This window comes from Duganella sp. OV510, assembly GCF_900100205.1.
Lineage (GTDB): Bacteria > Pseudomonadota > Gammaproteobacteria > Burkholderiales > Burkholderiaceae_D > Rugamonas.
The window spans coordinates 36,948-63,261 of the sequence record NZ_FNEQ01000016.1 but is presented as its reverse complement, the minus strand read 5'-3'; the positions used below and the strand labels follow the sequence as shown (position 1 = coordinate 63,261).

At 61.9% G+C, this 26,314-nt stretch carries 29 protein-coding genes and 1 pseudogene; 17 read left to right on the top strand and 13 right to left on the bottom strand.

Features of this window, described 5'->3' with window-relative positions; translation table 11 throughout:
* The 6 genes and pseudogenes from BLS51_RS28680 to waaA all read left to right on the top strand — a co-directional run.
* Nucleotides 1-182, top strand: a pseudogene (locus BLS51_RS28680) (glucose-1-phosphate thymidylyltransferase); the annotation flags it as partial.
* A 223-nt stretch (nt 183-405) separates the two neighbouring features.
* A complete protein-coding gene (locus BLS51_RS28675; RefSeq protein ID WP_090183299.1) occupies nt 406-1,500 on the top strand; it encodes a glycosyltransferase family 4 protein in 1,095 nt (364 codons plus the stop codon).
* Between the two features lie 66 nt (nt 1,501-1,566).
* Nucleotides 1,567-1,881, top strand: a complete 315-nt coding sequence (locus BLS51_RS28670) for an H-NS histone family protein (protein ID WP_090183302.1) — start codon at nt 1,567-1,569, stop codon at nt 1,879-1,881.
* Nucleotides 1,882-2,051: 170 nt separating this feature from the next.
* Complete coding sequence (locus BLS51_RS28665; RefSeq protein ID WP_090183305.1) at nt 2,052-3,434, top strand: phosphomannomutase/phosphoglucomutase; 1,383 nt, start codon at nt 2,052-2,054, stop codon at nt 3,432-3,434.
* 7 nt (nt 3,435-3,441) lie between these two features.
* Nucleotides 3,442-4,434, top strand: coding sequence for a lipopolysaccharide heptosyltransferase I (gene waaC, locus BLS51_RS28660; RefSeq protein WP_090183308.1), 993 nt, complete (start codon nt 3,442-3,444; stop codon nt 4,432-4,434).
* Between the two features lie 3 nt (nt 4,435-4,437).
* The gene (gene waaA / locus BLS51_RS28655; protein ID WP_090183311.1) at nt 4,438-5,829 is read left to right on the top strand and encodes a lipid IV(A) 3-deoxy-D-manno-octulosonic acid transferase; all 1,392 of its coding nucleotides are present in this window, start codon (nt 4,438-4,440) and stop codon (nt 5,827-5,829) included.
* Here the strand turns inward: waaA and BLS51_RS29905 are convergent.
* Nucleotides 5,826-5,987 (bottom strand): hypothetical protein, encoded by a 162-nt coding sequence (locus BLS51_RS29905; RefSeq protein ID WP_175472718.1) that lies wholly within the window; start codon nt 5,985-5,987, stop codon nt 5,826-5,828. The two genes, waaA and BLS51_RS29905, sit on opposite strands and share 4 nt — an antisense overlap.
* 167 nt (nt 5,988-6,154) lie before the next feature.
* Here BLS51_RS29905 and BLS51_RS30705 point away from each other — a divergent pair, with 167 nt between their 5' ends.
* Nucleotides 6,155-6,478 carry a type II toxin-antitoxin system RelE/ParE family toxin gene (locus BLS51_RS30705; RefSeq protein WP_090183317.1) on the top strand — a complete coding sequence of 108 codons (324 nt, stop codon included), beginning with the start codon at nt 6,155-6,157 and terminating at the stop codon, nt 6,476-6,478.
* Nucleotides 6,475-6,741 carry a hypothetical protein gene (locus BLS51_RS28640; RefSeq protein WP_090183319.1) on the top strand — a complete coding sequence of 89 codons (267 nt, stop codon included), beginning with the start codon at nt 6,475-6,477 and terminating at the stop codon, nt 6,739-6,741. The genes BLS51_RS30705 and BLS51_RS28640 overlap by 4 nt, the downstream gene beginning before the upstream one ends.
* Here BLS51_RS28640 and BLS51_RS28635 read toward each other — a convergent pair.
* The 9 genes from BLS51_RS28635 to BLS51_RS28595 form a co-directional block, all read right to left on the bottom strand.
* Nucleotides 6,738-7,670 carry a M48 family metallopeptidase gene (locus BLS51_RS28635; protein ID WP_090183552.1) on the bottom strand — a complete coding sequence of 311 codons (933 nt, stop codon included), beginning with the start codon at nt 7,668-7,670 and terminating at the stop codon, nt 6,738-6,740. The genes BLS51_RS28640 and BLS51_RS28635 overlap by 4 nt on opposite strands.
* Nucleotides 7,671-7,675: 5 nt before the next feature.
* Nucleotides 7,676-8,368 carry a lysophospholipid acyltransferase family protein gene (locus BLS51_RS28630; protein WP_373994329.1) on the bottom strand — a complete coding sequence of 231 codons (693 nt, stop codon included), beginning with the start codon at nt 8,366-8,368 and terminating at the stop codon, nt 7,676-7,678.
* A 68-nt stretch (nt 8,369-8,436) separates the two neighbouring features.
* The gene (gene gmhB / locus BLS51_RS28625) at nt 8,437-9,018 is read right to left on the bottom strand and encodes a D-glycero-beta-D-manno-heptose 1,7-bisphosphate 7-phosphatase (RefSeq protein WP_229207557.1); all 582 of its coding nucleotides are present in this window, start codon (nt 9,016-9,018) and stop codon (nt 8,437-8,439) included.
* Nucleotides 9,019-11,127, bottom strand: coding sequence for a glycine--tRNA ligase subunit beta (gene glyS / locus BLS51_RS28620; protein WP_090183323.1), 2,109 nt, complete (start codon nt 11,125-11,127; stop codon nt 9,019-9,021).
* Nucleotides 11,128-11,142: 15 nt separating this feature from the next.
* Nucleotides 11,143-12,063, bottom strand: a complete 921-nt coding sequence (gene glyQ / locus BLS51_RS28615) for a glycine--tRNA ligase subunit alpha (protein WP_090183325.1) — start codon at nt 12,061-12,063, stop codon at nt 11,143-11,145.
* An 80-nt stretch (nt 12,064-12,143) separates the two neighbouring features.
* Nucleotides 12,144-13,715 carry an apolipoprotein N-acyltransferase gene (gene lnt, locus BLS51_RS28610; protein ID WP_090183327.1) on the bottom strand — a complete coding sequence of 524 codons (1,572 nt, stop codon included), beginning with the start codon at nt 13,713-13,715 and terminating at the stop codon, nt 12,144-12,146.
* Nucleotides 13,715-14,599 carry a CorC family transporter gene (locus BLS51_RS28605; protein ID WP_090183329.1) on the bottom strand — a complete coding sequence of 295 codons (885 nt, stop codon included), beginning with the start codon at nt 14,597-14,599 and terminating at the stop codon, nt 13,715-13,717. Before BLS51_RS28605 ends, lnt begins: the two co-directional genes overlap by 1 nt.
* Nucleotides 14,600-14,691: 92 nt before the next feature.
* The gene (ybeY, locus tag BLS51_RS28600; protein ID WP_090183332.1) at nt 14,692-15,159 is read right to left on the bottom strand and encodes an rRNA maturation RNase YbeY; all 468 of its coding nucleotides are present in this window, start codon (nt 15,157-15,159) and stop codon (nt 14,692-14,694) included.
* Entirely contained in the window at nt 15,143-16,255 is a 1,113-nt protein-coding gene (locus BLS51_RS28595; protein WP_090183334.1) for a PhoH family protein, read from the bottom strand. Before BLS51_RS28595 ends, ybeY begins: the two co-directional genes overlap by 17 nt.
* A gap of 106 nt (nt 16,256-16,361) precedes the next feature.
* On the opposite strand from BLS51_RS28595, the gene BLS51_RS28590 reads away from it, so the two are divergent.
* Both BLS51_RS28590 and BLS51_RS28585 read left to right on the top strand, forming a co-directional pair.
* The gene (locus tag BLS51_RS28590; protein ID WP_139168815.1) at nt 16,362-16,685 is read left to right on the top strand and encodes a hypothetical protein; all 324 of its coding nucleotides are present in this window, start codon (nt 16,362-16,364) and stop codon (nt 16,683-16,685) included.
* Between the two features lie 311 nt (nt 16,686-16,996).
* Nucleotides 16,997-17,335 (top strand): hypothetical protein, encoded by a 339-nt coding sequence (locus BLS51_RS28585; protein WP_090183338.1) that lies wholly within the window; start codon nt 16,997-16,999, stop codon nt 17,333-17,335.
* Between the two features lie 60 nt (nt 17,336-17,395).
* On the opposite strand, the gene BLS51_RS28580 is transcribed toward BLS51_RS28585, so the two are convergent.
* Both BLS51_RS28580 and BLS51_RS28575 read right to left on the bottom strand, forming a co-directional pair.
* Nucleotides 17,396-18,241, bottom strand: coding sequence for an HDOD domain-containing protein (locus tag BLS51_RS28580; RefSeq protein ID WP_090183341.1), 846 nt, complete (start codon nt 18,239-18,241; stop codon nt 17,396-17,398).
* On the bottom strand, nt 18,234-18,581 hold the full coding sequence (locus BLS51_RS28575; RefSeq protein ID WP_090183342.1) for a hypothetical protein: 348 nt from the start codon (nt 18,579-18,581) through the stop codon (nt 18,234-18,236). Before BLS51_RS28575 ends, BLS51_RS28580 begins: the two co-directional genes overlap by 8 nt.
* A 119-nt stretch (nt 18,582-18,700) precedes the next feature.
* Between BLS51_RS28575 and BLS51_RS28570 the strand changes: the two genes are divergently transcribed.
* Both BLS51_RS28570 and BLS51_RS29900 read left to right on the top strand, forming a co-directional pair.
* A complete protein-coding gene (locus BLS51_RS28570) occupies nt 18,701-20,281 on the top strand; it encodes a sensor histidine kinase (RefSeq protein WP_090183344.1) in 1,581 nt (526 codons plus the stop codon).
* 16 nt (nt 20,282-20,297) lie between these two features.
* A complete protein-coding gene (locus tag BLS51_RS29900; RefSeq protein ID WP_175472717.1) occupies nt 20,298-20,465 on the top strand; it encodes a hypothetical protein in 168 nt (55 codons plus the stop codon).
* A gap of 46 nt (nt 20,466-20,511) precedes the next feature.
* Here BLS51_RS29900 and BLS51_RS29895 read toward each other — a convergent pair whose 3' ends face one another.
* Nucleotides 20,512-20,859, bottom strand: coding sequence for a PEP-CTERM sorting domain-containing protein (locus BLS51_RS29895; RefSeq protein WP_090183346.1), 348 nt, complete (start codon nt 20,857-20,859; stop codon nt 20,512-20,514).
* Between the two features lie 255 nt (nt 20,860-21,114).
* Here BLS51_RS29895 and BLS51_RS28560 point away from each other — a divergent pair, with 255 nt between their 5' ends.
* From BLS51_RS28560 to BLS51_RS28540, 5 genes are all read left to right on the top strand, one after another.
* Nucleotides 21,115-21,954 carry a ChaN family lipoprotein gene (locus tag BLS51_RS28560; protein ID WP_090183349.1) on the top strand — a complete coding sequence of 280 codons (840 nt, stop codon included), beginning with the start codon at nt 21,115-21,117 and terminating at the stop codon, nt 21,952-21,954.
* 32 nt (nt 21,955-21,986) lie between these two features.
* Nucleotides 21,987-22,307: a thioredoxin family protein gene (locus BLS51_RS28555; protein WP_090183352.1), complete on the top strand. Its 321-nt coding sequence runs from the start codon at nt 21,987-21,989 to the stop codon at nt 22,305-22,307.
* A 68-nt stretch (nt 22,308-22,375) separates the two neighbouring features.
* Nucleotides 22,376-23,635 (top strand): MFS transporter, encoded by a 1,260-nt coding sequence (locus tag BLS51_RS28550; RefSeq protein WP_090183354.1) that lies wholly within the window; start codon nt 22,376-22,378, stop codon nt 23,633-23,635.
* Nucleotides 23,636-23,774: 139 nt separating this feature from the next.
* The gene (locus tag BLS51_RS28545; RefSeq protein WP_090183356.1) at nt 23,775-25,178 is read left to right on the top strand and encodes an MFS transporter; all 1,404 of its coding nucleotides are present in this window, start codon (nt 23,775-23,777) and stop codon (nt 25,176-25,178) included.
* Entirely contained in the window at nt 25,178-26,272 is a 1,095-nt protein-coding gene (locus BLS51_RS28540) for an aldose epimerase family protein (protein ID WP_090183359.1), read from the top strand. Before BLS51_RS28545 ends, BLS51_RS28540 begins: the two co-directional genes overlap by 1 nt.
* Nucleotides 26,273-26,314: the final 42 nt, after the last annotated feature.

Here is a 26,314-nt window from a genome sequence, read left to right as displayed (position 1 = left end):
GCCAGTTCATCGCCACCATCGAGAAGCGCCAGGGCCTGAAAGTCGCGTGCCCCGAAGAGATTGCCTATCGCAAGGGCTATATCGACGCCGACCAGGTGCGCAAGCTGGCCGAGCCGCTGAAAAAGAATAACTATGGGCAGTATCTGCTGCAAATCCTCGAAGACAGGGTGGTGCAGCGATGACCGGTACTATTGCCGTCGGGCAAAGATCAGGCCGCTTAGCCGCTGGCTGATAGGCGCTCCCCGCAGTTGTATCGATTGGTAAGCATTCTCAACGGGGGAGGGCGCGGCTGGTATGATGCCGGCGGTCCGCAAAGCGCGGATGGGCGCGCGTTATCCTGTACAATCCGCTGTTGGCACGTTGATAATGCCGCGTGTTGCGATACAACGCAGATAATAAAATAATATGTTTTCCTTCCTACTGAGCTTTATCGCTTCCGCGCTGCTGACTTTGCTGGTCATTAAAGAAGCGAGATTGCACGGTCCGGCGCTGGACGCCAATTTCAATAGCGTGCAAAAAGTTCACATGCATCATGTGGCGCGCATTGGCGGCCTGCCTATTTTTTTGGCGGTTGCGCTGAGTTCCGCGATTTCCATCTGGCGCGTGCCGGTGCTCAGCGACTTGTTGCTGGCGCTACTGGCCTGCGCGGCCGTCGCCTTTGCCGGCGGCATCGTCGAAGATTACACCGGCCGCGTCAGCCCGTCGCGCCGTCTGCTGCTCACCATGGCCGCCGCCACGCTCGGCTATTTCCTGCTGGACGCCCGCATTGATCGCCTCGACTGGCCGTTTTCCACCTGGGCTTTGCCTCATATGTGGGTGACGCTGCCGCTGACCGTGCTGGCGGTGGCTGGCATTGCCAACGCGGTCAATATTATCGATGGTTTTAATGGCCTGGCCAGCGTGGTGTGTATCTGCATGCTGTTATCGCTTGGTTATGTGGCATTGCAGGTCAATGATATGTTTGTGCTGATCGCCGCGCTGATGGTGGCCGGCGCCACGGCCGGTTTCCTGATCTGGAATTATCCGGTCGGCCTGATTTTCCTCGGCGACGGCGGCGCTTATTTCATCGGCTTTATGCTGGGCGAACTGGCCTTGTTGCTGGTAATGCGCAATCCGCAGGTATCGACCTGGTATGCCGCCTTGCTGCTGATTTATCCGGCCTTTGAAACTTTATTCTCGGTATATCGCCGCATGTTTGTGCGTGGCAAGTCGCCAGCCATGCCGGACGGCATCCACCTGCACAGCCTGATTTTCCGCCGCATCGTGCAATGGGCGGTGGGCCGCAAGGAGGCGCGCGCGCTGATCCGCCGCAATTCGCTGACCTCGCCTTATCTGTGGCTGTTTTCGCTGACGGCGGTAATTCCAGCCACAGTATTCTGGCGCCACACTTGGGTATTAATGCTGTTCTGCTTGCTGTTTATCTGCAGTTATATCTGGATTTATGTACGCATCGTGCGCTTTAAAGCGCCGCGCTGGATGATACGTCATAAGAAACACTGATTTTTTTAGCTTGATGTAGACTATTCCCGCCGTGGTATTAGCCGTCAACACATAAAGGGAATTGCAATGGATGTGACCAATCTGTCTTCTGCTGAATTGCGCCAATTGCAGGAGCGCGTCAAGCAGGAATTGAAACAGCGCGAAAGCCAGGACCTGGCCAAGGCGCGTGAAGAAATTTTCGCCATCGCCAAGAGCGTCGGCGTCTCGGTGCAGGACCTGGTCGGCAGCGGCGCCAGCGCGCGCGCCAAGACCGGTCCCGTGGCGCCTCGCTATCGCAATCCGGCAGATGCCAGCCAGCAATGGACCGGCCGTGGCCGCCAGCCGCAATGGGTCAAGGACTGGCTGGACGCCGGCAACGACATCTCCGGTCTCAAGCTTTAAGCGGATTTACCCGGTTGGCGCGCTGCACAGGCTTGCGCGCCGACGTTATCACAATTACTATATGCAAGCTTGTGCCCGCTACAACGCCGGCTAGCCTTTCCTACTAATCCGCGCACCGATCTCTGCACGCTGGCGCGCAGCACCGCCTTGCGCACTCAAGCTCATTCCCTATGGTCACCTTATCCAAAACCATCTTCAAAGCTTACGATATCCGCGGCATCATCGATAAAACCCTGGACGCCGGTGTGGCGCACCAGATCGGCGCCGCTTTCGGCCGCGCCGCGCTGGCCAAGGGCGAGAAGAAAGTCGTCATTGGCCGCGATGGCCGCCTGTCCGGCCCGTTCCTGGCCAAGGCGCTGGCCGAAGGCCTGCAATCATCCGGCGTCGACGTGATCGACCTGGGCGTGGTGGCCACGCCGATGGTGTACTTTGGCACCAATGTGCTCGGCGCTGCATCCGGCATCATGGTGACCGGCAGCCACAATCCGCCGGACTACAACGGCTTCAAGATGGTGCTGGCCGGCGAGGCCATCCACGGCGAGGCCATTACCGGACTGTACGACAGCATCCTGGCGCATGACGGCAAGCCGTCCGCCACGCCGGGCGGCTACAGCACCCACGACATCCGTGAGCAATACCTGCAACGCATCATCGGCGACGTGAAAGTCGCGCGCCCGATCAAGATCGCGGTCGATTGCGGCAACGGCGTGGCTGGCGCGTTCGCCGGCGACCTGTATCGCGGCATGGGCTGCGAAGTGATCGAGCTGTTCTGCGAAGTGGATGGCAACTTCCCTAACCACCATCCTGATCCTGCGCATCCGGAAAACCTGCAAGACCTGATCCGCGCGCTGCAGGAGACCGACGCTGAAATCGGCCTGGCCTTCGACGGCGACGGCGATCGCCTGGGCCTGGTGACCAAGGATGGCCAGATCATCTATCCGGACCGCCAGATGATGCTGTTTGCTGCCGACGTGCTGTCGCGTAACGCTGGTGCCGAAATCCTCTACGACGTGAAGTGCACCCGTCACCTTGCGCCGTACATCGAGCAAGCCGGCGGCAAGCCGCTGATGTACAAGACCGGCCACTCGCTGGTCAAAGCCAAGCTGAAGGAAACCGGTTCGCCGCTGGGCGGCGAAATGAGCGGCCACATCTTCTTCAAGGACCGCTGGTATGGTTTCGACGACGGCCTGTACGCCGGCGCGCGCATGCTGGAAATCCTGACCAAGGAAAAAGATCCGTCGGCGCTGCTGAACGCGCTGCCGCAATCGGACAGCACGCCGGAACTGCATCTGCACCTGAAGGAAGGCGAGAACTTCGCCGTGATGGACAAGCTGCGCGCCGATGCCAAATTCCCTGGCAATAAACAGATCATCACCATCGACGGCCTGCGCGTGGAATACGAAGACGGCTTCGGCCTGGCGCGTTCGTCCAACACCACGCCGGTGATCGTGATGCGCTTCGAAGCGGAAACGCCTGCCGCGCTGGAACGCATCCAGGGCCAGTTCAAGAGCGTGATCCTGGCTGCCAAGCCGGACGCGGAGCTGCCGTTCTAAGCGTCTCATGGTGAAGCAAAAGCCGCTGAATATCCTGCTGGTGCGCGTGTCGTCCATGGGCGACGTGCTGCATAACATGCCGATGGTGGCCGACATCGCCCGCCACTACCCGGACGCGCATATCGACTGGGTGGTGGAGGAGGGCTTTGTCAGCCTGGTGCGGATGAATGCCCGCGTGCGCAAGGTGATTCCGTTCGCCTTGCGGCGCTGGCGCAAGAGCCTCGGCAAGCCGGAGACGCGCGCCGAGATCAGGCAATTCTTCCGCACGCTGCGTGAGCAGGAATATGACTTTGTGTTCGATACCCAGGGCTTGCTGAAGAGCGGCATCATCATGGGCGCCGCGCGCGTGGTGAAAGGCGGCCGCAAGGTTGGCCTGGCCAATGGCAGCGAGGGTTCGGGCTATGAGGGCATTTCGCGGATTTTTCATCACCTGAGCATTCCGACCGATCCGCGCACGCATGCGGTGGCGCGCGGGCGCATCGTCGCTGGCGCGGCACTGGGCTATGCGGTGGATACGCCGGCGGACTTCGGTTTGCCGGAGGTGCCGGACGATACGCCGCGCCCGGAGTGGATGCCGGCGTCGTATGCGGTCTACTTCCATGGCACCGCACGCGACGCCAAGAAGTGGGCGACCGAAAACTGGATCGCGTTGGGCCGTGAACTGGCGCCGATGACCATCCTGCTGCCGTGGGGCTCGCCGAAGGAGAAGGAAGAGGCGGAACGTATCGCCGCCGGCCTGCCGAATGCGCGTGTGCTGCCCAAGCTGTCGATGGCCGATGCGATCATGGTGGCGCGCCGCGCGTCGCTGGTGATCGGCGTCGATACGGGACTGGTGCACATTGCCGCCGCCTTTGTGCGGCCGACGGTGGAGATTTATGCCGATTCGCCGCGCTGGAAGACCGAGGGCAACTGGTCGCCGCGCATTATCAATCTGGGCGATCAGGGTACGCCGCCATCGGTGGCGGACGTGCTGGCTGCGGCCCGGAGTCTGCTGGGCTGATTTATGCGTTTGCTTTATTCCGTGATGTGGTGGCTGGCCTTGCCGCTGGTGTTGACGCGACTGTGGCTGCGTGGCCGCCAGGAGCCGGGCTATCGCCAGCATTGGGGCGAGCGCCTGGGCTTCTACGGCCGCGCCGCCGCAACCCGGCCGGCCGCGTCGCCCGTCGCCGGCGCTGTCTCCTTGCCTGTCGCGTCGCGCGCTGGTGATCGTGCTGCTAGCGGCAGCGATGCCACCTCGTCTGCGGCTGGTCCGGTGCTGTGGGTCCACGCCGTCTCCGTCGGCGAAACGCGCGCCGCCGAACCGCTGGTAGACGCCTTGCTGGCCGAATATCCAGGCAGCCGCATCATCCTCACGCACATGACGCCCACTGGCCGCGCCACCGGCAAGTCGCTGTTCGCCAAGCACGGCGAGCGCCTGGTGCAATCCTATCTTCCTTACGACACCGGCAGCATGGTGTCACGCTTCATCCGCCATTTCAAGCCGAGTGTCTGCATCCTGATGGAGACCGAAGTCTGGCCGAACCTGATCGCCGTTTGCGGCGCCAAGGGTGTGCCGGTAGTGCTGGCCAATGCGCGCCTGTCGGAACGTTCGTTGCGCAAGGCTGGCCGTTTCGGTGCGCTGATGACCGACGCCGCACGCGGCATCTCGCTGGTCGCGGCGCAAACCGACGCTGACGCGCAGCGCATCCGTTCACTGGGCGTGCAACGCGTGGAAGTCACCGGCAGCATCAAGTTTGATGTCGTGGTGCCGGAAACCGCACTGCTGATCGGCGCCTCGCTACGCGCCGCTATCGGCGAGCGTCCAGTGCTGCTATGCGCTTCCACCCGCGAAGGCGAAGAAGAACTCATACTGCAAGCGTATGTGAGCGCCCGCTCCGCCTTGCCGCCAGATGTACTGCTGCTGATCGTCCCGCGCCATCCGCAGCGTTTCGACGAAGTGGAGAGCATGGTCGCCGCGCATAGCCTCACGGTAGAACGCCGCAGCCGGCTGGCGCTGGACGGCAGCGCCATGCCGCACAGCGTCGACGTGCTGCTGGGCGACTCGATGGGCGAAATGTTCGCCTACTACTCGGCGTGCGATGTAGCGTTCGTCGGCGGCAGCTTGCAAGCGCTGGGCGGCCAGAACCTGATCGAACCAGCCGCGTTGGGCAAACCGATCCTGATTGGCCAGCATACTTTCAACTTCGAACTGGTCACGCAAGACGCGCTGGCCGCCGGCGGCGCCCAACGCATCACCGACGCCGCCGACCTGATCGCCACCGCAGCCCGCCTGCTGACCGACACCACCGCCCGCACCACGATGGGCCTGAACGCCCAATCGTTCGCCAACCAGCACCGCGGCGCCACCCGCCGCACGCTGGCGCTGCTGCCAGCCCTGATCGGCAAGCAGCACTAACCGCCGCCGATACCCTCCGTAATCACGCCCGTGCCACCGCAGTTCGGGCAGGGCGTGTCCTCTTCCGTATCCGGCGCATGGCCGCTACCTTTGCACACCGGGCAAACATCTTCGCCAGTGCCGGGAGTATCCGGCTCTGCTTCATCTCCAGGATTCATGACAACCTCTATGAGTATCTGTGACCGACATTTTGGCATTAGCGGATCGCCGGTGCGCGCGCGTTACGATCAGGAACGAGTTTGTTTCCGAAGTTTGATTTAATCGAGATCACTAAGAGCAGAGGCGCAACATACTGACCACTTCGTTATCCATTGCGGAGGCGGAGATGAGAACAATCAGGCGGTACGTACGTGAGAACGGGCGTATTCCATTTGATGAGTGGCTGTCCGGGCTTAAGAATCCGCTTTTGCGGGCGCATGTTCTGCTTAGATTGGACCAAGCGATGTGCGGAAACTTTGGTGATATTGCATCGGCAGGCCAGGGCATAATGGAGTTGCGCATTCATAAAGGTCCAGGATATCGGGTGTATTATGGTCTCGAAGGCGATGCAATCATCATCTTGTTGGCAGGCGGAGATAAAAAATCGCAAGCATCGGACGTGCAGAGGGCTAGACGATACTGGAAGGATTGGAAACGGAGACAGAGATGAAAGCTTTTCTACGAGATGTCTCTCATCATGAGAGTTTGCTAAGAGAACTGAAGGCAGATCCCAAGCTCGCTGCTGAATATTTTAAACTGGCGATACAGGCCCTTGCCACTGAAGAGGATGTTGCTGGCGGCTTGCGTGCATTGACTACTTTGCAGGAGGCGTTTGAAAGCTTAAAAAACCTGGCCTCCGAAGCACGGTTAAATGATATTCCTGCTTTTGAGACTGCGGCCGAGTACCGCGACTGGTCCCTTCAGCATATTTAGGAGAACAACACCGGCAGTTCCTGCGAGCGTCTGCGGAGGAGGTTTTTGGCTTCTTCGTATTCGGGGTAGATCAGGCCGACGGTGTCCCAGAATTGCTGGCTGTGGTTCATTTCCAGGATGTGCGACAGTTCATGCGCCACCACGTAGTCGATCAGCGGCAGCGAGAAATGGATCAGTTTCCAGTTCAGGCGGATCTTGCGGTCGGCGGTGCACGATCCCCAGCGCGTGCCGGCGGATGACAGGCCGAACGAGTGGTACTGCACACCCAACCGCCCCGCGTACAAATCCAGCCGCTGCGCGAATAGTTCCTTGGCCTGCTGCTGATACCACGTCTTGACCCGCTCTTTCAGCAAATTCTCGCTGGCGCCAGGGAGCAACGTTATCCACAGCTCGCGCGTGTTCGGATTGTAGATGCTGCGATTGCGCCCACCCACCAGCAAACGCAAGGTGATGTCCGCACCCAGATACGGAATCTGCGCGCCGTCGATCCATTCCAGTGGCGGCTTTTGCAGCCGCGCCGCACGGCGTTCGCGCCGTTCTTTCAGTTTGCCGAGTATCCAGTGCTGCTTGGTGCGGATCGCTTCATCAATCTCGGCGATGCTGACGCGCTTCGGCGCCGTCACACGCAGGCCCTCGTCGTCAATCATGAAACCGATCGAACGCCGCGTCGAACGGCGCAATTCGTATTCAAGGATGAATTCACCGACCAGCAACTGGCGGCGCGGCGGCTGATCTGAAGGCGGTGCGACCAGCGGCCTTGTTTTGACCGGGACTGCCGTTTCCGGCGGGGAGACGTAAGGCGAGGCGGGAGGTGTTTTCTGCGAAGGTGGAACGGACCATACCGGTGCTGTGTACACCGGCTTGTGGCCCTCCCGGAACAGGTCTGGTTGATTCGGATCGGGCGACGCGGGTTTGACCGCAGTCGCCAGATCGTCTAACCAGCGCTGTAGGCGTGGGGCGAAATGACGCGCATTTCTGATTCGATCCAAGTTTCCACCTGTTGCATCATGCCGTCCGGCGTCTGGCCTTCGGGCGAAATTGGCTTACCTATCGATACTGTAACAAGACCAGGGCGCTTGATGAAAGAGTTTTTTGGCCAGCACTCACCGGAATTGTGGGCAATCGGCACCACCAGTGCGCCGGTGTCGATGGCGAGACGGGTACCGCCGCTCTTGTACTTGCCCGCCTGGCCGACCGGAATCCGCGTCCCTTCCGGGAACATGATAATCCACAGGCCTTGCGCCAGCCGGCGTTTGCCGTGATTGACCACGTGTTTGAAGGCGTGCTTGCCTTGCTTGCGGTCGATCGGGATCATGCGCAGCAGCGCCATCGCCCAGCCGAAGAAGGGAATGTACAGGATCTCCTTCTTGAACACGAACACCAGTGGGCGCGGCATGTTCGGCAGCAGGAAGATGGTCTCCCACGCCGACTGGTGCTTGGACAGCAGGATGGCCTGCGCGTCCGGCAGGTTTTCGCGGCCGCGCACCTCGTAGCGGATGCCGCAGATCACCCGCAGGCACCAGATGATGAACACGTTCCAGCGCGAGGTGATGAAGAAGCGCTGGCGGTAAGGCAGCGGTGCCGCCAGGAAGCACACCAGCGACCAAAGGACGGTCGATACCACCATGACAATGGTGAAAATCAGGGAACGCAAAAATAAAATGGGATGACCCAAGAGCAGACTCCAAAAACTGTTTAGCTGACGACGTGCAGCGCCGGCGGGGTGCTGGTTTTCAGCAGATGCGTGACCATCGCCGCCAGATCGGGGAAGGTCATGGTGCCGGGCGGCAGGCCGCCGGTGGCCTGGGTCTTCTCGCCTTTGCCGGTGAGGACCAGGTAGGGCACGCAGCCGCTGACATAGCCGGCTTGCAGGTCGCGCAGCGAATCGCCCACCACCGGCACGCCTTTCAGGCTGATTTTATAGCGCTGCGAGATTTCTGTGAACATGCCGGGCTTGGGCTTGCGGCAGTCGCAGTTGTCGGCGGCGGCATGTGGACAGAAGAACACCGCGTCGATGTCGGCGCCGACTTGCTGCGCCAGGTTGTGCATCTTCTGGTGGATGGCGTTGAGGATGGTCATGTCGAAGAACTCGCGGGCGATGCCCGACTGGTTCGACGCCACCACCACCCGGTAGCCGGCCTGATTCAATTTGGCGATCGCCTCCATCGAGCCGGGGATGGGTATCCACTCTGCCGGCGATTTGATGAAGTCAGGCGAATCGTGATTGATAACGCCGTCGCGATCAAGAATGATCAGTTTGATGGACGGCGCCCCCATTTAAGCCGCCAGCTTGGAGATGTCCGCCACGCGGTTCATCATCCCGTGCAGGGAGGACAGCAGCGCCAGACGGTTGTTACGCAGGGCGACATCTTCCGCCATCACCATGACGTCGTTGAAGAAGGCATCGACTTCTTCCTTCAGCTGCGCCAGCGTTTTCAGCGTGCCGGCGAAGTCGCCCTGGTTGAAGGCTTCGTCGATGGCCGGCAGCACGCGCACCACGGCGGCGTTGAGGTTCACTTCCGCCACATCCTTCAGCAGCGTGACGTTGACACCATGTTCGCCGACGGCGGCCAGGGCTTCTTCGTTCTTCTTCAGGATGTTGGTGATGCGCTTGTTGGCGGCGGCCAGCGAGGCCGATTCCGGCAACGCGGCAAAGGCTTGCACGGCTTCCAGGCGCTGCACGATGTCGTCCAGGCGGTCCGGGTTCTGTGCGACGACAGCTTCGATCTCGTTGACCGAGAAGCCGCGCTCACGCAGGATGCCGCGCAGGCGGTCGAACATGAAGGTGGCGACGTCGGCGCTCGGGTCCTTGAAGCCGGCGACGGTGGTGAACTGTTTCGCGGCGTCGGCCAGCAGGCCGGTGATCGACAGCGACAGGCGCTTTTCGATCAGCATGCGCAGCACGCCCAGCGCGTGGCGGCGCAGCGCGAACGGGTCTTTGTCGCCGGTTGGCGCCAGCCCGATGGCCCAGATGCCGACCAGGGTTTCCAGCTTGTCGGCCAGTGCGACGGCGGTGCCGGTGACGGTCGATGGCAGCGCGTCGCCGGCGAAGCGCGGCTGGTAGTGTTCCGAGGCGGCCAGCGCGACGTCTTCTTTTTCGCCGTCGTTGCGGGCGTAGTAAGTGCCCATGATGCCTTGCAGTTCAGGGAACTCGCCCACCATGTCGGTCAGCAGGTCGGCTTTCGACAGCTTGGCTGCGCGCTCGGTCAGCGCAACGTCGGCGCCCAGCTTGGCGGCGATGGCGCCGGCCAGCGCGGTCACGCGTTCGCTGCGTTCGGCCTGGGTACCCAGCTTGTTGTGGTAGACCACGTTCTTCAGCAGCGGCAGGCGCGATTCCAGGGTTTTCTTCTTGTCTTGCTCGAAGAAGAATTTGGCGTCGGACAGGCGCGGACGCACCACGCGCTCGTTACCGCCAATGATGGCGGCCGGCGTATCGGTGGCGATGTTGGAGACGATCAGGAAGCGCGAGCGCAGCTTGCCGCTGGTGTCGGTCAGCGCGAAGTATTTCTGGTTGGTCTGCATGGTCAGGATCAGGCATTCCTGCGGCACGGCCAGGAATTCGTCTTCGAATTTGCATTCGTAGACCACTGGCCATTCGACCAGCGCGGAGACTTCGTCCAGCAGCGATTCAGGCATCAGCACCTGGTCGGCGCCGGCCTTGGCCAGCAGTTCGGCGCGGATCTGTTCCTTGCGCTCTTCGACCGAGGCCAGTACCTTGCCGTCGGCTTTCAGCGTGGCGGCGTAGGTGTCGGCATTGGCGATGGTGACGGCACGTTGACCTGGCGCGGTCAGGAAGCGGTGGCCTTCGGTGACGTTGGAGGCGGTCAGGCCCAGCAAGGTCAGTGGCAGAACAGCGTCGCCATGCAGCGCGACCAGCGCGTGCGCAGGGCGTACGAACTGCACGGTGGCGCCGTCCGGACGCTGGTAGCTCATCACTTTTGGAATCGGCAGCTTGGCGACCGAGTCTTCCAGTGCTGCTTGCAGGCCGCCTTGCAGCGCGCTGCCGGCGGCGGTGTAGGTGTAGAAGAAGCTTTCGGCCTTGCCGTCCTGCGCGCGTTCCAGATCGGCCACGGTCAGGTTCGGGAAGCCCAGCGCGGCCAGTTTCTTGGCCAGCGGTGGCGTGCCGTTGCCGGCGGCGTCCAGCGCCACCGAGACCGGCAGCACTTTTTCGCGGATCGATTTGTCCGGCGACACAGCACGCACTTTGGTGATGGAGACGGCCAGGCGGCGTGGCGTGGCGTAAGCGGTGGCGATGCTGTCGGCTTCCAGGAAGTCGCGCGATTTCAGGCCGTTGACGATGCCGTCCGCGAAAGCCTTGCCCAGTTTGGCGAGCGCCTTCGGCGGCAGTTCTTCGGTCAGCAGTTCGATGAGCAGAGTTTGAGTCATATCGTTTATATCGTTTTATTCAGCGGCGGCAGCGGTGGCCAAGGCGGGGGCCATCGGGAAACCGAGGCGCTCACGCGATTCGTAGTAGGCCTGCGCGACCAGGCGCGACAGCGCGCGCACACGGCCGATGTAGGCGGCGCGTTCGGTCACCGAGATGGCGCCGCGTGCGTCCAGCAGGTTGAAGCTGTGCGAGGCCTTCATGATCTGCTCATAGGCCGGCAGTGTCAGCTGCGCTTCGATCAGGCGCTTGGCTTCCGATTCGTGGTTGTTAAACTGCGCGAACAGCAGCTCGGTGTTCGAGTGCTCGAAGTTGTAGGCCGATTGTTCCACTTCGTTTTGATGGAACACGTCGCCGTACTTCAAGACTTTAGTCTCACCGTTCTCTTCCCAGGTGGTCCACACCAGGTCATACATATTCTCGACGCCTTGCAGATACATGGCAAGACGCTCGACGCCGTAGGTGATCTCACCTAGCACCGGTTTGCAATCCAGGCCGCCGACTTGCTGGAAGTAGGTGAACTGCGTCACTTCCATGCCATTCAGCCAGACTTCCCAACCCAGGCCCCAGGCGCCCAGCGTAGGCGATTCCCAGTCGTCTTCGACGAAGCGGACATCGTTCTGTTTCAGGTCCAGGCCCAGCGCTTCCAGCGAACCCAGATACAGGTCGAGGATGTTTTCCGGCGCCGGCTTCATCACCACCTGGTACTGGTAGTAGTGCTGGCCGCGGTTCGGATTTTCACCATAGCGGCCATCTTTCGGGCGGCGCGATGGCTGGACGTAGGCGGCGCGCCAAGGCTCAGGGCCGATCGCGCGCAGGAAAGTACCCGTGTGGAAGGTGCCGGCGCCGACTTCCATATCGTATGGCTGGAGCAGGGCGCAGCCTTGCTTGTCCCAGTAGGTTTGCAAGGTCAGGATAATTTGTTGAAATGTCAGCATCTTGTATCGTCGGTGGCGCGCCTTGGCAAGGGCCGACGGGCGCGCGGTTGCAGTTTCGCTAAAGGGATGATTTTAGCGGGTTAAGCGGTTTTTGGCTGATTTTTCGAGCGTTTCGCCCAAAACCATGCGCCCGCCAGGGACAGCGCGGCCAGCGCGAGGAACAGCTTGTTCCCCCAGATGATATAGGGCGTGCTGCCGGCCATGCCCTGGACGTTGGCGGCCAGCGTGCCGAAGGTGTTCACCGGCAGCTGTTCGACCACTTTGCCTTCGCCATTGATGATGGCGGTGGCCCCGGTATTGGTGGCCCGCAGCATCGGACGGCCGGTTTCCAGGCTGCGCATTTGCGAGATCTGCAAATGCTGCGGGATGGCGATGGTGTCGCCGAACCAGGCCAGGTTGGAGATATTCAGCAGCAGCGTGGCCGCTTGCTGGCCATGCGCCGGGGTGTTCAGCTGGGCGGCGATTTCTTCGCCAAACAAGTCTTCGTAGCAGATGTTCGGCAGCACGCGCTGGTCCTTGATCGTGAACGCCGGCTGGATATCGCGGCCGCTGGTCTGGTCGCCCAGCGGGATTGACATCAGGTTGACGAACCAGCGGAAGCCGTAAGGTATGAACTCGCCATACGGCACCAGGTGGTGCTTGTCGTAGCGGTAGTAGCCGTCGCTCTGGCGCGGCGTGATGCCGATCGCGCTGTTGAAATAGGCGGTCTGGCTGTCGGCCAGCGGAATGCCGAGGATCAGGTTGCTATTGGTCTTGTTCAGGAACTGGGCGATGCCCGGCAGGTAGTCGGGCGGCAGCTGCTGCGGCAGCATGACGATGGCGGTTTCCGGCGTGGCGATCAGGTCGGCCGGCGTGGCAGTGATGGCGTCCTGGTACAGCTTCAGCGTCGACAGCACCTTGTTGCCGTTGAATTTCTCTTCCTGCGGGATATTCCCTTGCAGCAGGCGCACCGAAATCGGCTTGCCTTCAGGATGGGTCCACTGGATGAAGCTGAGGCCCACGCCGACCGCCGAGATGGCGATCACCAGCCCGGCTGCACGCAGGCGGCTGCGGTGCAACAGCAACAGCAGGGCCCCGGCGATCACCGCCGCCAGCCATCCCAAACCGTACATGCCGATGATCGGGGCGTAGCCGGCCAGCGGTCCATGGTTGTGGGCGTAGCCCGACGACAGCCACGGGAAGCCGGTGAACAGCCAGCCGCGCACCCATTCGAACAGCGCCCACATGGCAGGCAGCACCAGCAGGTTGGCGGCCGGCAGCGGTAGCGCCCAGCGCTTGCGCAGCCAGGCGGCGCCACCCATGGCGGCGGCGCCGTACAGGCCCATGGCGGCGCCCAGCATCAGCACCGCCAGCGCGGCCAGCGGGGCCGGCATGGCGCCGTAGGTATGCATCGACACGTACAGCCAGTGCACGCCGGCGGCGGTCCAGCCGGTGACAAAGGCCCAGCCGATCAGCGCGGCAGCCTTGATGCTGCTGCTGCGCAGGGTCTGATAGAACAGCGTCGCCAGGCCGAGGATCTCCAGTGGCCACCAGCCGAACGGCTCGAAGGCGAGCACGCACAGCGCGCCCGCCAGACCGGCGATGATCATCCGGCCTCGGGTCGAGCGTTGCGGCTTGGGGGGATCGTTGGGATTGGCGCGGCGAAAGCGCATTATGCGGCGTCGTCTTGGACGGGCGCGGGCGGCAGCTTCTCCACCGTCAGCACATGGATCTGGCGGGCGTCGGCGCGCAGTACTTCAAAGCGCAGGCCTTCGAAATCGAAGGTGTCGCCCTTGTGCGGCATGCGGCCGAGGTGCTTGGCGACCAGACCGCCGATGGTGTCGACGTCGTCGTCCGGCAGCGCGGTGTCCAGCTCTTCGTTGAACTGTTCGATCTCGGTCAGCGCCTTGACGCGCCAGCGCGGGCCGAACTGGCCTTCGCGGATGGAGAGGATGTTGTCCTCTTCTTCGTCGAAATCGTATTCGTCCTCGATATCGCCGACGATCTGTTCCAGCACGTCTTCGATGGTGATCAGGCCGGCGACGCCGCTGTATTCATCGACCACGATGGCCATGTGATTGTGGTTGGCGCGGAAATCGCGCAGCAGCACGTTCAGGCGCTTGGACTCGGGGATGAAGATGGCCGGGCGCAGCATGTCGCGCACGTCGAAGCTTTCTTCGGCGTAGTAGCGCAGCAGGTCCTTGGCCAGCAGGATGCCGATCACCTTGTCGCGTTCGCCCTCGATGGCAGGGAAGCGCGAGTGGGCGGTTTGCAGCACCAGCGGCATCCATTCTTCGATCGGCTTGGAGATGTCGATCACGTCCATCTGCGAGCGCGGGATCATGATATCGCGGGCAGACAGGTCGGACACCTGGAACACGCCTTCGATCATCGACAGGGCGTCGGCGTCGATCAGGTTGCGTTCATGGGCGTCGTGCAGAACTTCGAGCAGCTCCGATCGGTTCTCGGGCTCGGGGGAAATCAGGGCGGTCAGCCGTTCAAACAGCGACCTGTGAGGTTTAGCGTCAGTCTTGACGCTACTAGAGTGCTCTTGCATAGTTGGCGTGAGCCGGTTGTTGCGGAGGGGTATAGGATACACCAAATGGGAAAGCAGGGCCGCTTTTGTCAAAAAGACAGCCCTGGCATACCTTATTCCGCGTAAGGATCGGCGTACCCCAGTTCTGCCAGGATCTCGGTTTCGATGGCTTCCATTTCGGTGGCTTCCTCGTCGTCCATGTGATCGTAGCCCTGGGCGTGCAGCACGCCGTGGACGATCAGGTGGGCGGTGTGTTCTTCCACGGTTTTCTTTTGCTCGGCCGCTTCCTTCTGCAGCACGTCGGTGCAGAGGATGATGTCGGCCTGGGTCGGCGCGTCGTCCGGCAGTTCCTCCTCGCCTTCGTTGTAGGCGAAGGTCAGCACGTTGGTGGCGTAGTCCTTGCCGCGGTATTCGCGGTTCAGTTCACGGCCTTCATCGGCGTCGACAAAGCGGATGGTCAGCTCGGCCGGCGCGAACAGCGCGGCCTGCACCCACTTGCGGATTTTCGGGCGGGTCATGCTTTCCTGCAGGCGTGGATCGGCGTACTGTACCGACAGCGTCAGTTTATTTTTTGCGGACATTTTTGAGCGCCGTGGCTTTCAATAAGGGAGCGATTTCCGCTTCGTGGTTATGGGCGGTTTCGTAGGCGTCGACGATGCGCGCCACCAGCGGGTGACGCACCACGTCTTCGCTATTGAAGTGACTGAAGGCGATGCCGCGCACTTCCTTCAGCACCTGGATGGCGTCCACCAGGCCGCTCTTCTGGCTCTTGTGCAGGTCGACCTGGGTGACGTCGCCGGTAATCACCGCCTTGCTGCCGAAGCCGATGCGGGTCAGGAACATCTTCATCTGCTCGACCGTGGTGTTCTGCGCCTCGTCGAGGATGACGAAAGCGTGGTTCAGCGTGCGGCCGCGCATATACGCCAGCGGGGCGATTTCAATCACCTGCTTCTCAAACATCTTTTGCGTGCGGTCGAAGCCGAGCAGGTCATACAGCGCGTCGTACAGCGGACGCAGGTAAGGATCGACCTTCTGCGACAGGTCGCCCGGCAGGAAGCCGAGGCGCTCGCCGGCTTCCACCGCAGGGCGGGTCAGGATGATGCGCTTGACGGCATCGCGCTCCAGCGCATCGACGGCGCAGGCCACCGCTAGATAAGTCTTGCCGGTGCCGGCCGGGCCGACGCCGAAGCTGATGTCGTGATCGAGGATGTTGCGCAGGTAGCGAATCTGGTGTGGCGTGCGGCCGCGCAGATCGGCGCGGCGGGTCTTCAGGACCGGGCTGTTGATCTCGATCTCACCGGTCGGCACAGGCTCCACCTTGCGTGGCTTGGCGGTGCGTGCGGCCGGGGCGCTTTCGGCAGCGACGGGTGCCTCATCGACAGCAGCGGCATTACCGGCGTGCATGCTGGCGCGTTGTTCGACCAGCGCCAGTTGCACTTCCTCGATCGGCACGATCTTGTTGGCGATGGCGTAAAAATGGTCGAGGATCTCGACCGCGCGTTCGGCGTTATGGCCGCTGACGATGAACTTCTCGCCGCGGCGGAAAATGGTGACGTCCAGCGCGGCAGAAATCTGCCGCAGGTTTTCGTCGAGCGGGCCGCACAGATGGGCCAGGCGCGCGTTATCGAGCGGCTCCGGGACGAAGTAGTGCGGCTGGACTGGAGTTTTGGTTTTCAATGGGATGCTTTGTCAGAGAAGGCCGCTGAAGCGGCACAGGCGATAGTTTATCGTATTTGCCGGAACGGGAACTTGATTTTGCTTGCCTTTGCGCTACAGTAGAGTCATGGCAATTAATGTTACCTCCACTCTCAGGCCCGACGCCGTGCAGCTGAACCTGCGCGAGACCCGGGCCAACCGTACCGAGCAGCGTACCGAGCAGACGGCGGAGACGCGTCGTGCCCAGCAAGCGTCGCGCAACGAGAAGGACGACGCCATCACCCGCCAGCAAGTGAAGGAAAACCGCGAAGCCACGCGCAGCGAAGCGCGCGGCAACGACGAAGCTGCCGCCGCCGACCGCCGCGCCGCGCAGCAAGCCGACAAAAAAGCCGACACCCAGCGCCGCGACAACGAAAAAACCCTCGGCCGCAACATCGACACCACCGCCTGATTCCATTCCGGGGTCAGTTCTGCCAAACGTACACGAGCTCATGTACGTTTGGCAGAACTGACCCCGGAATTGCTTTGTAACAGTTTCCTACAAGTTCTTGCGTGCGACATCCTCCGGGCCCATGTGATGAAATAGCATTGTTGCTAAGGTTTCTAGCCACTGATTGATGTCGAACAATCTTAGCGCGGTGTGCACTGGTATCTTGCTTGAAAGGCAATCAAGCCAAGGCAAAACAAAGTTGAAAGTTTCTAAGTTTTGCTTAAGTTCGAACCAGCACTATCTGTTCACCCCAACCAACGAGGAAATTTATCATGGCACATCATGCTCTCGCTTCGCAGGAAAGCTACAACCCTAACCACCTGCTGGATATCTTGCTCGGCAAGATGCAGCTGAAAAACGATGCCGCGCTGTCGCGCCTGCTGGAAGTCGCGCCGCCGGTCATCAGCAAAATCCGTCACCACCGCCTGCCAGTCGGCGCCTCGCTGCTGATCCGCATGCACGAAGTGACCGGCATGAGCATCCGCGACCTGCGCGACCTGATGGGCGACCGCCGCACCAAGTACCGCCTGTCCGACGCCCAGGGCCGTCCAAAGCCGGAAGACCGTGTAGCTGCTGACAAGGCTCAGGCCGGAAGCGCGGCACATCATTGATGCGCGCCCAGCGCATGCGCCTGCCGGCGCGCGGATAAGCCGTGCCGGCAGGACGCCACTTCAGGCGAGTAGCACCATAGAGATCTCTTCATACTGCAACTCCGTCTCACGGAAGATCTGCAGATACACTTCCTCATCAAGGCCTAGCGCAGTCCAGGCCACCGTGGACACAGGCGGCACCAGGTCGTCCTGTACCTGCGCCAGATCGAGTGCATGCACAATTGCATCGGCCACGTGAATGATGGCCGCCAGGAATCCCGCGCCCGGCGCTTCCGGGTCGTGGTGGCCGCCGATGGCCAGCCGCATCGTGTCTGAAAAATTCCAGTGCTCGGCCAGCGCCAGGCCGGCGTCGACGTGGTCCACACCCAGCACCGCGCGTTCCGCTTCCAGCAGGTAGCAGTCATGCTGCTCGCGGTAAGCGATGGTTTCCGAGTAGTGGTTCGGGAAGCAGGACACCAGCACCAGCCGGCCGATGTCATGCAGCAGCCCGGCGGTGAAGGCGTAATCCTGGTTGAAGCGCATCTGCCGCGCCAGCACCTTGGCACAGGCGGCGGTGGCGATCGAGTGGCGCCAGAACGCCTTGTGATCGAAGCCGGGGCAGTGGCCTTCGGCAAAGCAGCCGGTGACGGCGGCTGCGGTGATCAGGTTGCGCGTGGTCTGAAAGCCCAGATAAGTAATCGCCTGCTGGATGGTGGTCACCTTGACCTGCAAGCCGTACAGCGAAGAGTTGGCCAGCCGCAGCGTCTTGGCGGTCAGCGCCTGGTCGTAGCTGACTTTCTTGGCCAGCACCGAGATGTCGATATCTTCCTGGTCGATGCTGTTCAGCAGTTCCATCACCACCGCCGGCAGCGATGGCAGGTCGTCCAGCGTGCGCACCACGTCGTCGTAACTGAGGGTGTTACTCATGTTCCGGCGTCTCCTCTACACCCAGGCGGAAGTCGGTGACAAAGCGGCGCAAGGTGGCGGTGGCCCAGTCGCTGTCGCTGTCCGCATCGTTCTTGCGGAACAGGTGGGCAATGCGGGCATCGTGATGCTCCAGCGTCGCCGCCACCATTTCCGGCGTCACTGCTGCGCGCACGATGGGCAGCACCGAGATGCCATGGCGCGGCATCAGCGCCAGCATCGCTTCGGTCAGCACCGTCCCCTGCGGCAGCAGCACATGGCCTTGCACATCGAGCAGCACGTCGGACAAGACCATGCCCGGTCGCACCTCCGCCAGTGTCAGTTGATGGTAATTGCCTGTCATGCCGCCTCCCGGTTGCTTCTGAACTATATTTGCTGATCTTACCATTGTCTTGCCAAGACGCAGCCCATACCGTACATTGGGACGTTGCCGTCCAATCCGTGTTGTCGGGAGATTGCTAGATGTTTGGTATTCAAGGCCGCTTGACGCTGCTTTTCGTGGTCATTGTCACGCTGGTGCTGGGCATCTCGGGCACCTATGCACAATACAGCCTCGGCCACGAACTGGAGGTCAGCAGCCAGCGTTTGCGCCAGGGCGTGCTGACGCGTTTGCAGACCAGCCTGCCATCGGCGCTGTGGGATCTGGACAAGGCCAAGGTCGACAACATCGTCGCCGCCGAAATGATGCCGCCGGAGCTGGTGTCGATCCGCGTCTATGATACCTCGGTCGGCCTGTTCTCCGGCAAGCTGCGCAATGAAAACGGCACGATTTCCTCGATCGAAAACGACGCTGCCGTCAGTGGCACGCCGGTGGTGGCTGACCTGGCCTACCGCGATTCCGGCGCCGCCGGCGCGGCGCTGAAGCCGGTCATCGTCGGCCGCGTGGTGGTCAATTTCAGCCGCGCACAAATCGACGCCACGCTGGCGGCCGAGGTGCGCCGCAAGGTCACCGAAGTGCTGCTGCTGGACCTGATCCTGGTGGCGGCGCTGGCGCTGTCGCTGCGCATCGTGTTCGATCCGCTGAAACGGCTGCGCGACGGCCTGTTCGACCTGGCCACGCGCGGCAGCGACGAGGTCGAGGAGTTGCCGGATGACCGCCAGGATGAGCTGGGTGAGGTGATCCGCGGCTTTAACGCCATCCAGCGCAAGATCAAGTCCAATATCCAGCGCATCCGCGAGGCCGAGGATGAGGCGCGCAAGTCGGCGGCAACCACCGCCAAGGCCATGGATGATTTGCGCCGCACGCAGGAATCGCTGCTGCAGGCCGAGCGGCTGGCCTCGCTGGGCGGGCTGGTGGCGGGCGTCGCGCACGAGATCAACACGCCGGTCGGCATCGCGCTGACCAGTGCTTCGGTGCTGATGGAGGCCACCGAGAAGGTGCAGGCATCGGTCGATGGCGGCAACATCAAGAAGTCCGACATCACGCGCTACCTGGAGACGGCGTCGGAAAGCACGCGGCTGATCATGAACAATGCTTACCGCGCGGCGCACCTGATCCACAGCTTCAAGCAGATCGCGGTCGACCAGGTCAGCGAGGCGCGCCGCCGCTTCGAGCTGCGCGACTATATCAACGAGGTGGTGTCCAGCCTGCAGCCGAAGCTGAAGAAGACGCATATCACGGTCAGTATTTCCTGCCCGCCGGACATCATGCTGGACAGCTATCCGGGCGCGCTGGCGCAGGTCATCACCAACCTGACGCTGAATTGCGTCGAGCACGCGTTTGAACCGGAGGACGAGGGCCGCATCATCATCGGCGTGGCGCAGCAGGGCGACTGGATCGAAATGCAGGTGACCGACAATGGCAAGGGCATTCCGCCGGACATGCTGGACAAGGTGTTCGATCCCTTCGTCACCACGCGACGCGGCCAGGGCGGTACAGGCCTCGGCCTGAATATCGTGTTCAACCTGATCGCCAAGCAGTTTGGCGGCAGCATCACCGTGTCCAGCGTGCTGGGGCAGGGCGCCAGCTTCGTGCTGCGCATGCCTTGTGTGACGCCTGTAGACGACGCCGCCTTGCACGCAGATAGCCGTCTGCACGCTTAGGGACTAAAATGTCTGCATGGACAAGGAAGTTATTAAAGGCGCATTACTTCTGCTGGGCGTGACGCTGGCGGTGACCCTCTTTTGCATCATCGCTACCGACGACGGCTGGCGCAAGCTCGGCTGCGTGTTCCGCGCCCTGTTTCATGGCATCGCGATTAGCAGCATACGCGGCATCTGCATGTAAAAAATCCCGCACACGGCGGGATTTCGGGGACGGCCGCGCGGCAGCTTCAGTCCTTGAAAAATTTATCAGTTGCCTGGCCACGGCGCGAGGCGACGCCCAGTACAACCAGACCCAACATGAGCATGATGAAGGTTTGAGGCTCCGGTACTGGCGAGGCAGGATCGTTTTGCGCATGCTTGGCGTTTTCCGATGCCATGACATTCGCATCGGGCTCGGCTTCCTTGGCGGCAGGCGCGTTCATGTCGCACTTGGCGGTGTCGTTAGCCTCGCATTGTGCGAGTACAATTGTTGCAGGTGCAACATGATTAGTTTCCGGTGCGGCAGGCTGAGCCTGTACGGCGCCGGCAAGGCTTAAAGCTAGTAAAGCAGTCGAGATCAAGGACGGTACTTTCACGGTTTCACTCCTGGCGCAGTAGCATGAACAGGGAGTTAAGGACGATTTAATGCTGTTATTGTAAAGTTGTTGCGCAAACTGCCGCAGTTGCTACGGTTCTGCTATTAAACCATGATGGATAATAAATTACCATCATTTTTTCAATTGTCACAACGATTTTTTGCGCCGCAACAACACCCGCCGGCAGCTTGCCAGTGGCGTAGAAGAATGACACTTCTTCAACAAATAAACTTTACGTATATGAGCGGTCATCAGATGATTTTTACATATAGAGTGCTGGCGGCAGCGGCGATCACGCTATTGGCGGGCTGCGCCAGCAGCGGCAAGCAGGCGGCATTGCCGGCGGCGGATTTGCTGGGACCGGCCAACCCGCAGGTGCTGTTGCTGGGCGAGGTGCATGACAATGCCCAGGGGCACAAGCTGCGCTACGAGCTGCTGCGCCAGCGGGTCGAGGCGGGCTGGCGCCCGGTTATCGTGATGGAACAATTCGACCGCGAGAACCAGGACGTGCTGGACAAGGCGCAGAAGAGCTGCCTGGATGCGCAGTGCGTGATCCAGGTCGCGGGCGGTGCGCGCTGGGACTGGCAATTGTATTATCCTGTGCTGCAACTGGCGCTGACTTACCATCTGCCGCTGGTGGCCGGCAACCTGTCGCGTGCGGATGCGTCGCGCGTGGTGCGGGATGGCGTGAAGTCGAGCTTCGATCCGCAAAGCGTCAAGGATTACCAGCTGGACCAGCCGCTGCCCGAGGCCGTGCGCAGCGCGCAGCAGAACGAGATTGTCGCCGGCCATTGCAATATGCTGCCGGAGATGATGGTGGGCGGCATGGTCGACGCCCAGGTGGCGCGCGATATCTGGATGGCCAAGATCGTGCGCGATCAGCAGCCCAAGGATGTGGTGCTCATCGCCGGCAACGGCCATGTGCGCAAGGACATCGGCGTCGGTTATTGGCTGAACCGGGTGACGCCGGCGCTGACCGTGCGCAGCATCGGCTTTGCCGAAGGCAGCGACAACGGCGGCCGCTATGACAGCCTGCAGGTGCTGGCGCCGCAGCAGCGTGACGATCCGTGCAAGCAGGTGAAGAAGACCAAATAAGAAGACCAAATAACCGCTCAGCGAAAGGCTTCATGAAAACACGTTACATTCCCGAGGCGCCGCAGCGCGCCGAGTTTGACGCCATGCCGGGCCCTGTGTTGCTGGAATTCGGCGCCAACTGGTGCGGCCATTGCATGGCGGCGCAAGCGCCGCTGCAACAGGCATACGCCGGCAGCGAGAATGTAACGCACTACAAGGTCGAGGATGGCCCCGGCCGGCCGCTGGGGCGCTCGTTCCGCGTCAAGCTGTGGCCGACCTTCATCTTCCTGCTGGACGGCGAGGAAAAGGCGCGCGTGGTAAGGCCGCTACGCTCTGACGACTTATCGGTTGGCTTTGCGCAAATAGACCCATAAGCCAGCTTGGCAATCCTGCAAGGTGGTGTGTATGATGGCCCGCACACCCCACTGCAGGAGCGCCCAGCATGAGTCAGCACAAGACCAATTCGGCCGGCACCGTGTTGTTTGCCAGTCTGATCGGCACCACGATCGAGTTCTTCGATTTCTACATCTATGCCACCGCTGCGGTGCTGGTGTTCCCCAAGCTATTCTTCCCGGCCAGCGATCCCGCTGCCGCCACCTTGCAATCCCTCGCCACCTTTGCCATCGCCTTCTTTGCGCGGCCGGTCGGTTCTGCGGTGTTCGGCCACTTCGGCGACCGCGTCGGCCGCAAGGCGACGCTGGTGGCGGCGCTGCTGACCATGGGCATCTCGACCATCGTGATCGGCCTGCTGCCGACCTATGCGTCGATCGGCACGCTGGCGCCGGCGCTGCTGGCGCTGTGCCGCTTCGGCCAGGGCCTGGGCCTGGGCGGCGAGTGGGGCGGCGCGGTGCTGCTGGCCACCGAGAACGCGCCACCGGGCAAGCGCGCCTGGTACGGCATGTTCCCGCAGCTGGGCGCGCCGATCGGCTTCTTCCTGTCGGGCGGCATCTTCCTGCTGCTCAGCGAAACCCTGAGCGACGCCGAGTTCTTCAGCTACGGCTGGCGTATTCCCTTCCTGGCCAGTTCGCTGCTGGTGATCGTCGGCCTGTACATCCGCCTGAAAATCCATGAGACGCCGGATTTCCAGAAGGTGCTGGACAAGAACGAACGCGTCAAGGTACCGGTGCTGTCGGTGTGGCGCGACCATCGCCGCGTGCTGGTGCTGGGCACGCTGATCGCGCTGGCCACCTTTGTGCTGTTCTACCTGATGACGGTGTTCGCGCTGAGCTGGGGCACCACGGCGCTGAAGTTCTCACGCCAGAACTTCCTCATCCTGCAGCTGTTTGCCGTGCTGTTCTTCGCGCTGACGATACCGTTCTCCGCTGTCTGGGCCGACCGCAAGGGGCGCCGCTCGACGCTGATCTGGGTGTCGGCCGCGATCGCGGTGTTCGGCCTGGCGCTGGGGCCGATGTTCGGCTCCGGCAGCAGCGTGCAGGTGACGGTGTTCCTGTCGCTTGGCCTGGGCCTGATGGGCCTGACCTACGGGCCGCTGGGCACGATGCTGTCGGAACTGTTCCCGGCCGAGGTGCGCTACACCGGCGCCTCGCTGACCTTCAACCTGGCCGGCATCCTCGGCGCGTCGCTGGCGCCATACGCTGCCACGTGGCTGGCCACGCACTACGGCTTGCAGTACGTTGGCTACTATCTGTCGGCGGCAGCCGTCATCAGCCTGGTCGCCTTGCTCATGGTTAAGACCAGGTAAGTCGTCATACAACAGTTGAAGGCCGGCGCATCTTTCTGCTTGCCTCAACCGTTTTATGGTTGTACGATGACATACGACTAAGAGAATGATCTCGTGGAGACCGAGAGATCATCACCATAAACACAATATAAGTGATGCCATGAACCTGAGCGAGCCTGTCAATGCGCAAGCGGTGGCCCAGTCCGTCGGTAAGTACCGCTGGACCATCTGCGCCCTGTTGTTTTTTGCTACCACCGTCAACTATCTGGACCGCCAGGTATTGAGTCTGCTAGCCCCCGCCTTATCGACGGAATTTGGTTGGACGAATACCGATTACGCCAACATCGCCGCCGCCTTCCAGTTTGTCTACGCCATTTCGATGCTGTTTGCCGGCCGCGTGGTCGACAAGATCGGCACCAAGACCGCCTATGTGGTGGCGATCACCATCTGGTCGCTGGGCGCGCTGCTGCACGCCTTCTCGGTGCCGATGGGCGAAGTGGCGGTGTCCTTCCTCGCCATCTTCGGCGTGGCGGCGGTGCCGTCGATTATCGGCTTCATGATTTCGCGCGCGGTGCTGGCGGTGGGCGAGGCCGGCAACTTCCCGGCCGCGATCAAAGCCACTGCCGAATACTTCCCGAAAAAGGAACGCGCTTTCGCCACCGGCATCTTCAACTCCGGCGCCAACGTCGGCGCCATCCTGGCGCCGATCACCGTGCCGCTGCTGGCCGCCATCTGGGGCTGGCAGGCTGCCTTCATCATGATCGGCATGATCGGTTTCATCTGGATGGCCTTCTGGCTGTGGCTGTACGACAAGCCGGAACAGCAGAAGCGCCTGTCGGCTGAAGAACTGGCTTACATCCGCAGCGACTCCGTGGCGCCGGTGGAAAAAAGCGAAGAGGCGTCGATTGCCGCCGCCAAGAAAGTCTCCTGGTTCCAGCTGCTGAAATATCGCCAGACCTGGGCCTTCGCCTTCGGCAAGTTCATGACCGACGGCGTCTGGTGGTTCTTCCTGTTCTGGCTGCCAACCTATCTGTCGGCGCAGTACGGCATGAAGGGCGAAGCCATCGTGCTGCCGCTGGCCGTGTTGTACAGCATGACGATGATCGGCTCGATCGGCGGCGGCTGGTTCCCAAGCTATTTCATGGCGCGCGGTTATGCGCCGTATGACGGCCGTATGAAAGCCATGCTGCTGATCGCCTTCATTCCGCTGGTGGTGTTGCTGGCGCAGCCGCTGGGCGCGATCAGCTACTGGATACCAGTGCTGCTGATCGGTGTCGGCGCCTCGGCGCACCAGGCCTGGTCGGCGAATATCTTCACCACCGTGTCTGACATGTTCCCGCAAAAGTCGGTGGCCTCGGTGGTCGGCATCGGCGGCATGGCCGGCGGCATCGGCGGCGTTGCGCTGACCAAGCTGGGTGGCTGGGTGTTCGACTACTATAAAACGATCAACGACATCCACACCGGCTACATGATCATGTTCGCGATCTGTGCGCTGGCCTATCTGGCGGCGTGGGTAGTGATGAAGGCGCTGGTGCCGCGCCATATGGAAATCACCGACCTGTGATGCGCCTGGCGCCACTGGCCGCGCTGCTCGCGGCCTCTGCTTCCGCGCTGGCTGCCCCAGGCATCCAGGTGGAGGCGTATGGCGTGACGCAAGCCGGCCAGAAGGTCGAGAAGGTGGTGCTGGAAAACGCCCGTGGCATGAAGCTGGCGTATATCGACTACGGCGCCACGCTGGTGCAGGCCGATGTGGCCGACGCCCAAGGCCAGCGCCGCAATGTTATCCTCAGCCTGCCGGACCTGGCCTCGTTTGAACGCACGCGCGGCCGCTACGGCGCCATCATCGGCCGCTACGCCGGGCGTATCGCCAACGCCCGCTACACGCTGGAGGGCAAGACCGTGCAACTGGTCGCCAACAGCAAGGGCATGGCCATCCACGGCGACCCGGCGCCGTACGACAAGCGCGTCTGGCAGCGCGAGGACTTCAGCGATGCCGGCTCGCTCGGCTCCATCTACCGCCTGCATAGCCCGGACGGCGACCAGAACTTCCCCGGCGCGATGGATATCAGCGTCACCTATCGCCTGTTGCGTGATAGTGACGAATTCCGCATCGAGTACCAGGCCACCAGCAGTGCGCCGACAGTGCACAACCTGACCAATCACCTGTACCTGAACCTGGCCGGCGCCGCCGCCAACACGCTGGAAGGGCATCAGTTCCAGATCGCCGCCGACCGCTATCTGGACACCGACGCCCTGCGCATTCCGTCCGGCGCGCTGCTGGATGTGAAAGGCACGCCGTTCGACTTCCGCAAGGCCGCCAGCGTGCATGCGCGGCTGCCGTCGGTCCCTGGCGGCTATGACCATAGCCTGGTGTTTTCCAAGCCGGTGGGCGAGTATGCGCAGGTGGCGGTGGTGACCGGCGGCGGGCGCCGCATGACGGTCAGCACCAGCGAACCGTCGGTGCAGCTGTACACCGTGAATGGCTTCAACGGCACGGAGATCGGCAGCGAGGGCGTCGGCTACCAGCGCTATGGCGCATTTGCGTTTGAAACCCAGCATTTGCCGGACAGCCCGAACCACGCCAGCTTCCCGACCACGGCGTTGTATCCGGGTCAGGTATTCCGTTCGCGGACCAGCTTCCGCTTCGACGCCGACTGACTCCGGGATAAGCCAGCATGCCGTCATGCTAAGATTGTCCCT

Coding starts and splice junctions, on each gene's coding strand:
- BLS51_RS28675 (WP_090183299.1), top strand. CDS start 406: ATGTTTTCCTTCCTACTGAGCTTTATCGCTTCCGCGCTGCTGACTTTG.
- BLS51_RS28670 (WP_090183302.1), top strand. CDS start 1,567: ATGGATGTGACCAATCTGTCTTCTGCTGAATTGCGCCAATTGCAGGAG.
- BLS51_RS28665 (WP_090183305.1), top strand. CDS start 2,052: ATGGTCACCTTATCCAAAACCATCTTCAAAGCTTACGATATCCGCGGC.
- waaC (WP_090183308.1), top strand. CDS start 3,442: ATGGTGAAGCAAAAGCCGCTGAATATCCTGCTGGTGCGCGTGTCGTCC.
- waaA (WP_090183311.1), top strand. CDS start 4,438: ATGCGTTTGCTTTATTCCGTGATGTGGTGGCTGGCCTTGCCGCTGGTG.
- BLS51_RS29905 (WP_175472718.1), bottom strand. CDS start 5,987: ATGAATCCTGGAGATGAAGCAGAGCCGGATACTCCCGGCACTGGCGAA.
- BLS51_RS30705 (WP_090183317.1), top strand. CDS start 6,155: ATGAGAACAATCAGGCGGTACGTACGTGAGAACGGGCGTATTCCATTT.
- BLS51_RS28640 (WP_090183319.1), top strand. CDS start 6,475: ATGAAAGCTTTTCTACGAGATGTCTCTCATCATGAGAGTTTGCTAAGA.
- BLS51_RS28630 (WP_373994329.1), bottom strand. CDS start 8,368: ATGGTGGTATCGACCGTCCTTTGGTCGCTGGTGTGCTTCCTGGCGGCA.
- gmhB (WP_229207557.1), bottom strand. CDS start 9,018: ATGGGGGCGCCGTCCATCAAACTGATCATTCTTGATCGCGACGGCGTT.
- glyS (WP_090183323.1), bottom strand. CDS start 11,127: ATGACTCAAACTCTGCTCATCGAACTGCTGACCGAAGAACTGCCGCCG.
- glyQ (WP_090183325.1), bottom strand. CDS start 12,063: ATGCTGACATTTCAACAAATTATCCTGACCTTGCAAACCTACTGGGAC.
- lnt (WP_090183327.1), bottom strand. CDS start 13,715: ATGCGCTTTCGCCGCGCCAATCCCAACGATCCCCCCAAGCCGCAACGC.
- BLS51_RS28605 (WP_090183329.1), bottom strand. CDS start 14,599: ATGCAAGAGCACTCTAGTAGCGTCAAGACTGACGCTAAACCTCACAGG.
- ybeY (WP_090183332.1), bottom strand. CDS start 15,159: ATGTCCGCAAAAAATAAACTGACGCTGTCGGTACAGTACGCCGATCCA.
- BLS51_RS28590 (WP_139168815.1), top strand. CDS start 16,362: ATGGCAATTAATGTTACCTCCACTCTCAGGCCCGACGCCGTGCAGCTG.
- BLS51_RS28585 (WP_090183338.1), top strand. CDS start 16,997: ATGGCACATCATGCTCTCGCTTCGCAGGAAAGCTACAACCCTAACCAC.
- BLS51_RS28580 (WP_090183341.1), bottom strand. CDS start 18,241: ATGAGTAACACCCTCAGTTACGACGACGTGGTGCGCACGCTGGACGAC.
- BLS51_RS28575 (WP_090183342.1), bottom strand. CDS start 18,581: ATGACAGGCAATTACCATCAACTGACACTGGCGGAGGTGCGACCGGGC.
- BLS51_RS28570 (WP_090183344.1), top strand. CDS start 18,701: ATGTTTGGTATTCAAGGCCGCTTGACGCTGCTTTTCGTGGTCATTGTC.
- BLS51_RS29900 (WP_175472717.1), top strand. CDS start 20,298: ATGGACAAGGAAGTTATTAAAGGCGCATTACTTCTGCTGGGCGTGACG.
- BLS51_RS28560 (WP_090183349.1), top strand. CDS start 21,115: ATGATTTTTACATATAGAGTGCTGGCGGCAGCGGCGATCACGCTATTG.
- BLS51_RS28555 (WP_090183352.1), top strand. CDS start 21,987: ATGAAAACACGTTACATTCCCGAGGCGCCGCAGCGCGCCGAGTTTGAC.
- BLS51_RS28550 (WP_090183354.1), top strand. CDS start 22,376: ATGAGTCAGCACAAGACCAATTCGGCCGGCACCGTGTTGTTTGCCAGT.
- BLS51_RS28545 (WP_090183356.1), top strand. CDS start 23,775: ATGAACCTGAGCGAGCCTGTCAATGCGCAAGCGGTGGCCCAGTCCGTC.
- BLS51_RS28540 (WP_090183359.1), top strand. CDS start 25,178: ATGCGCCTGGCGCCACTGGCCGCGCTGCTCGCGGCCTCTGCTTCCGCG.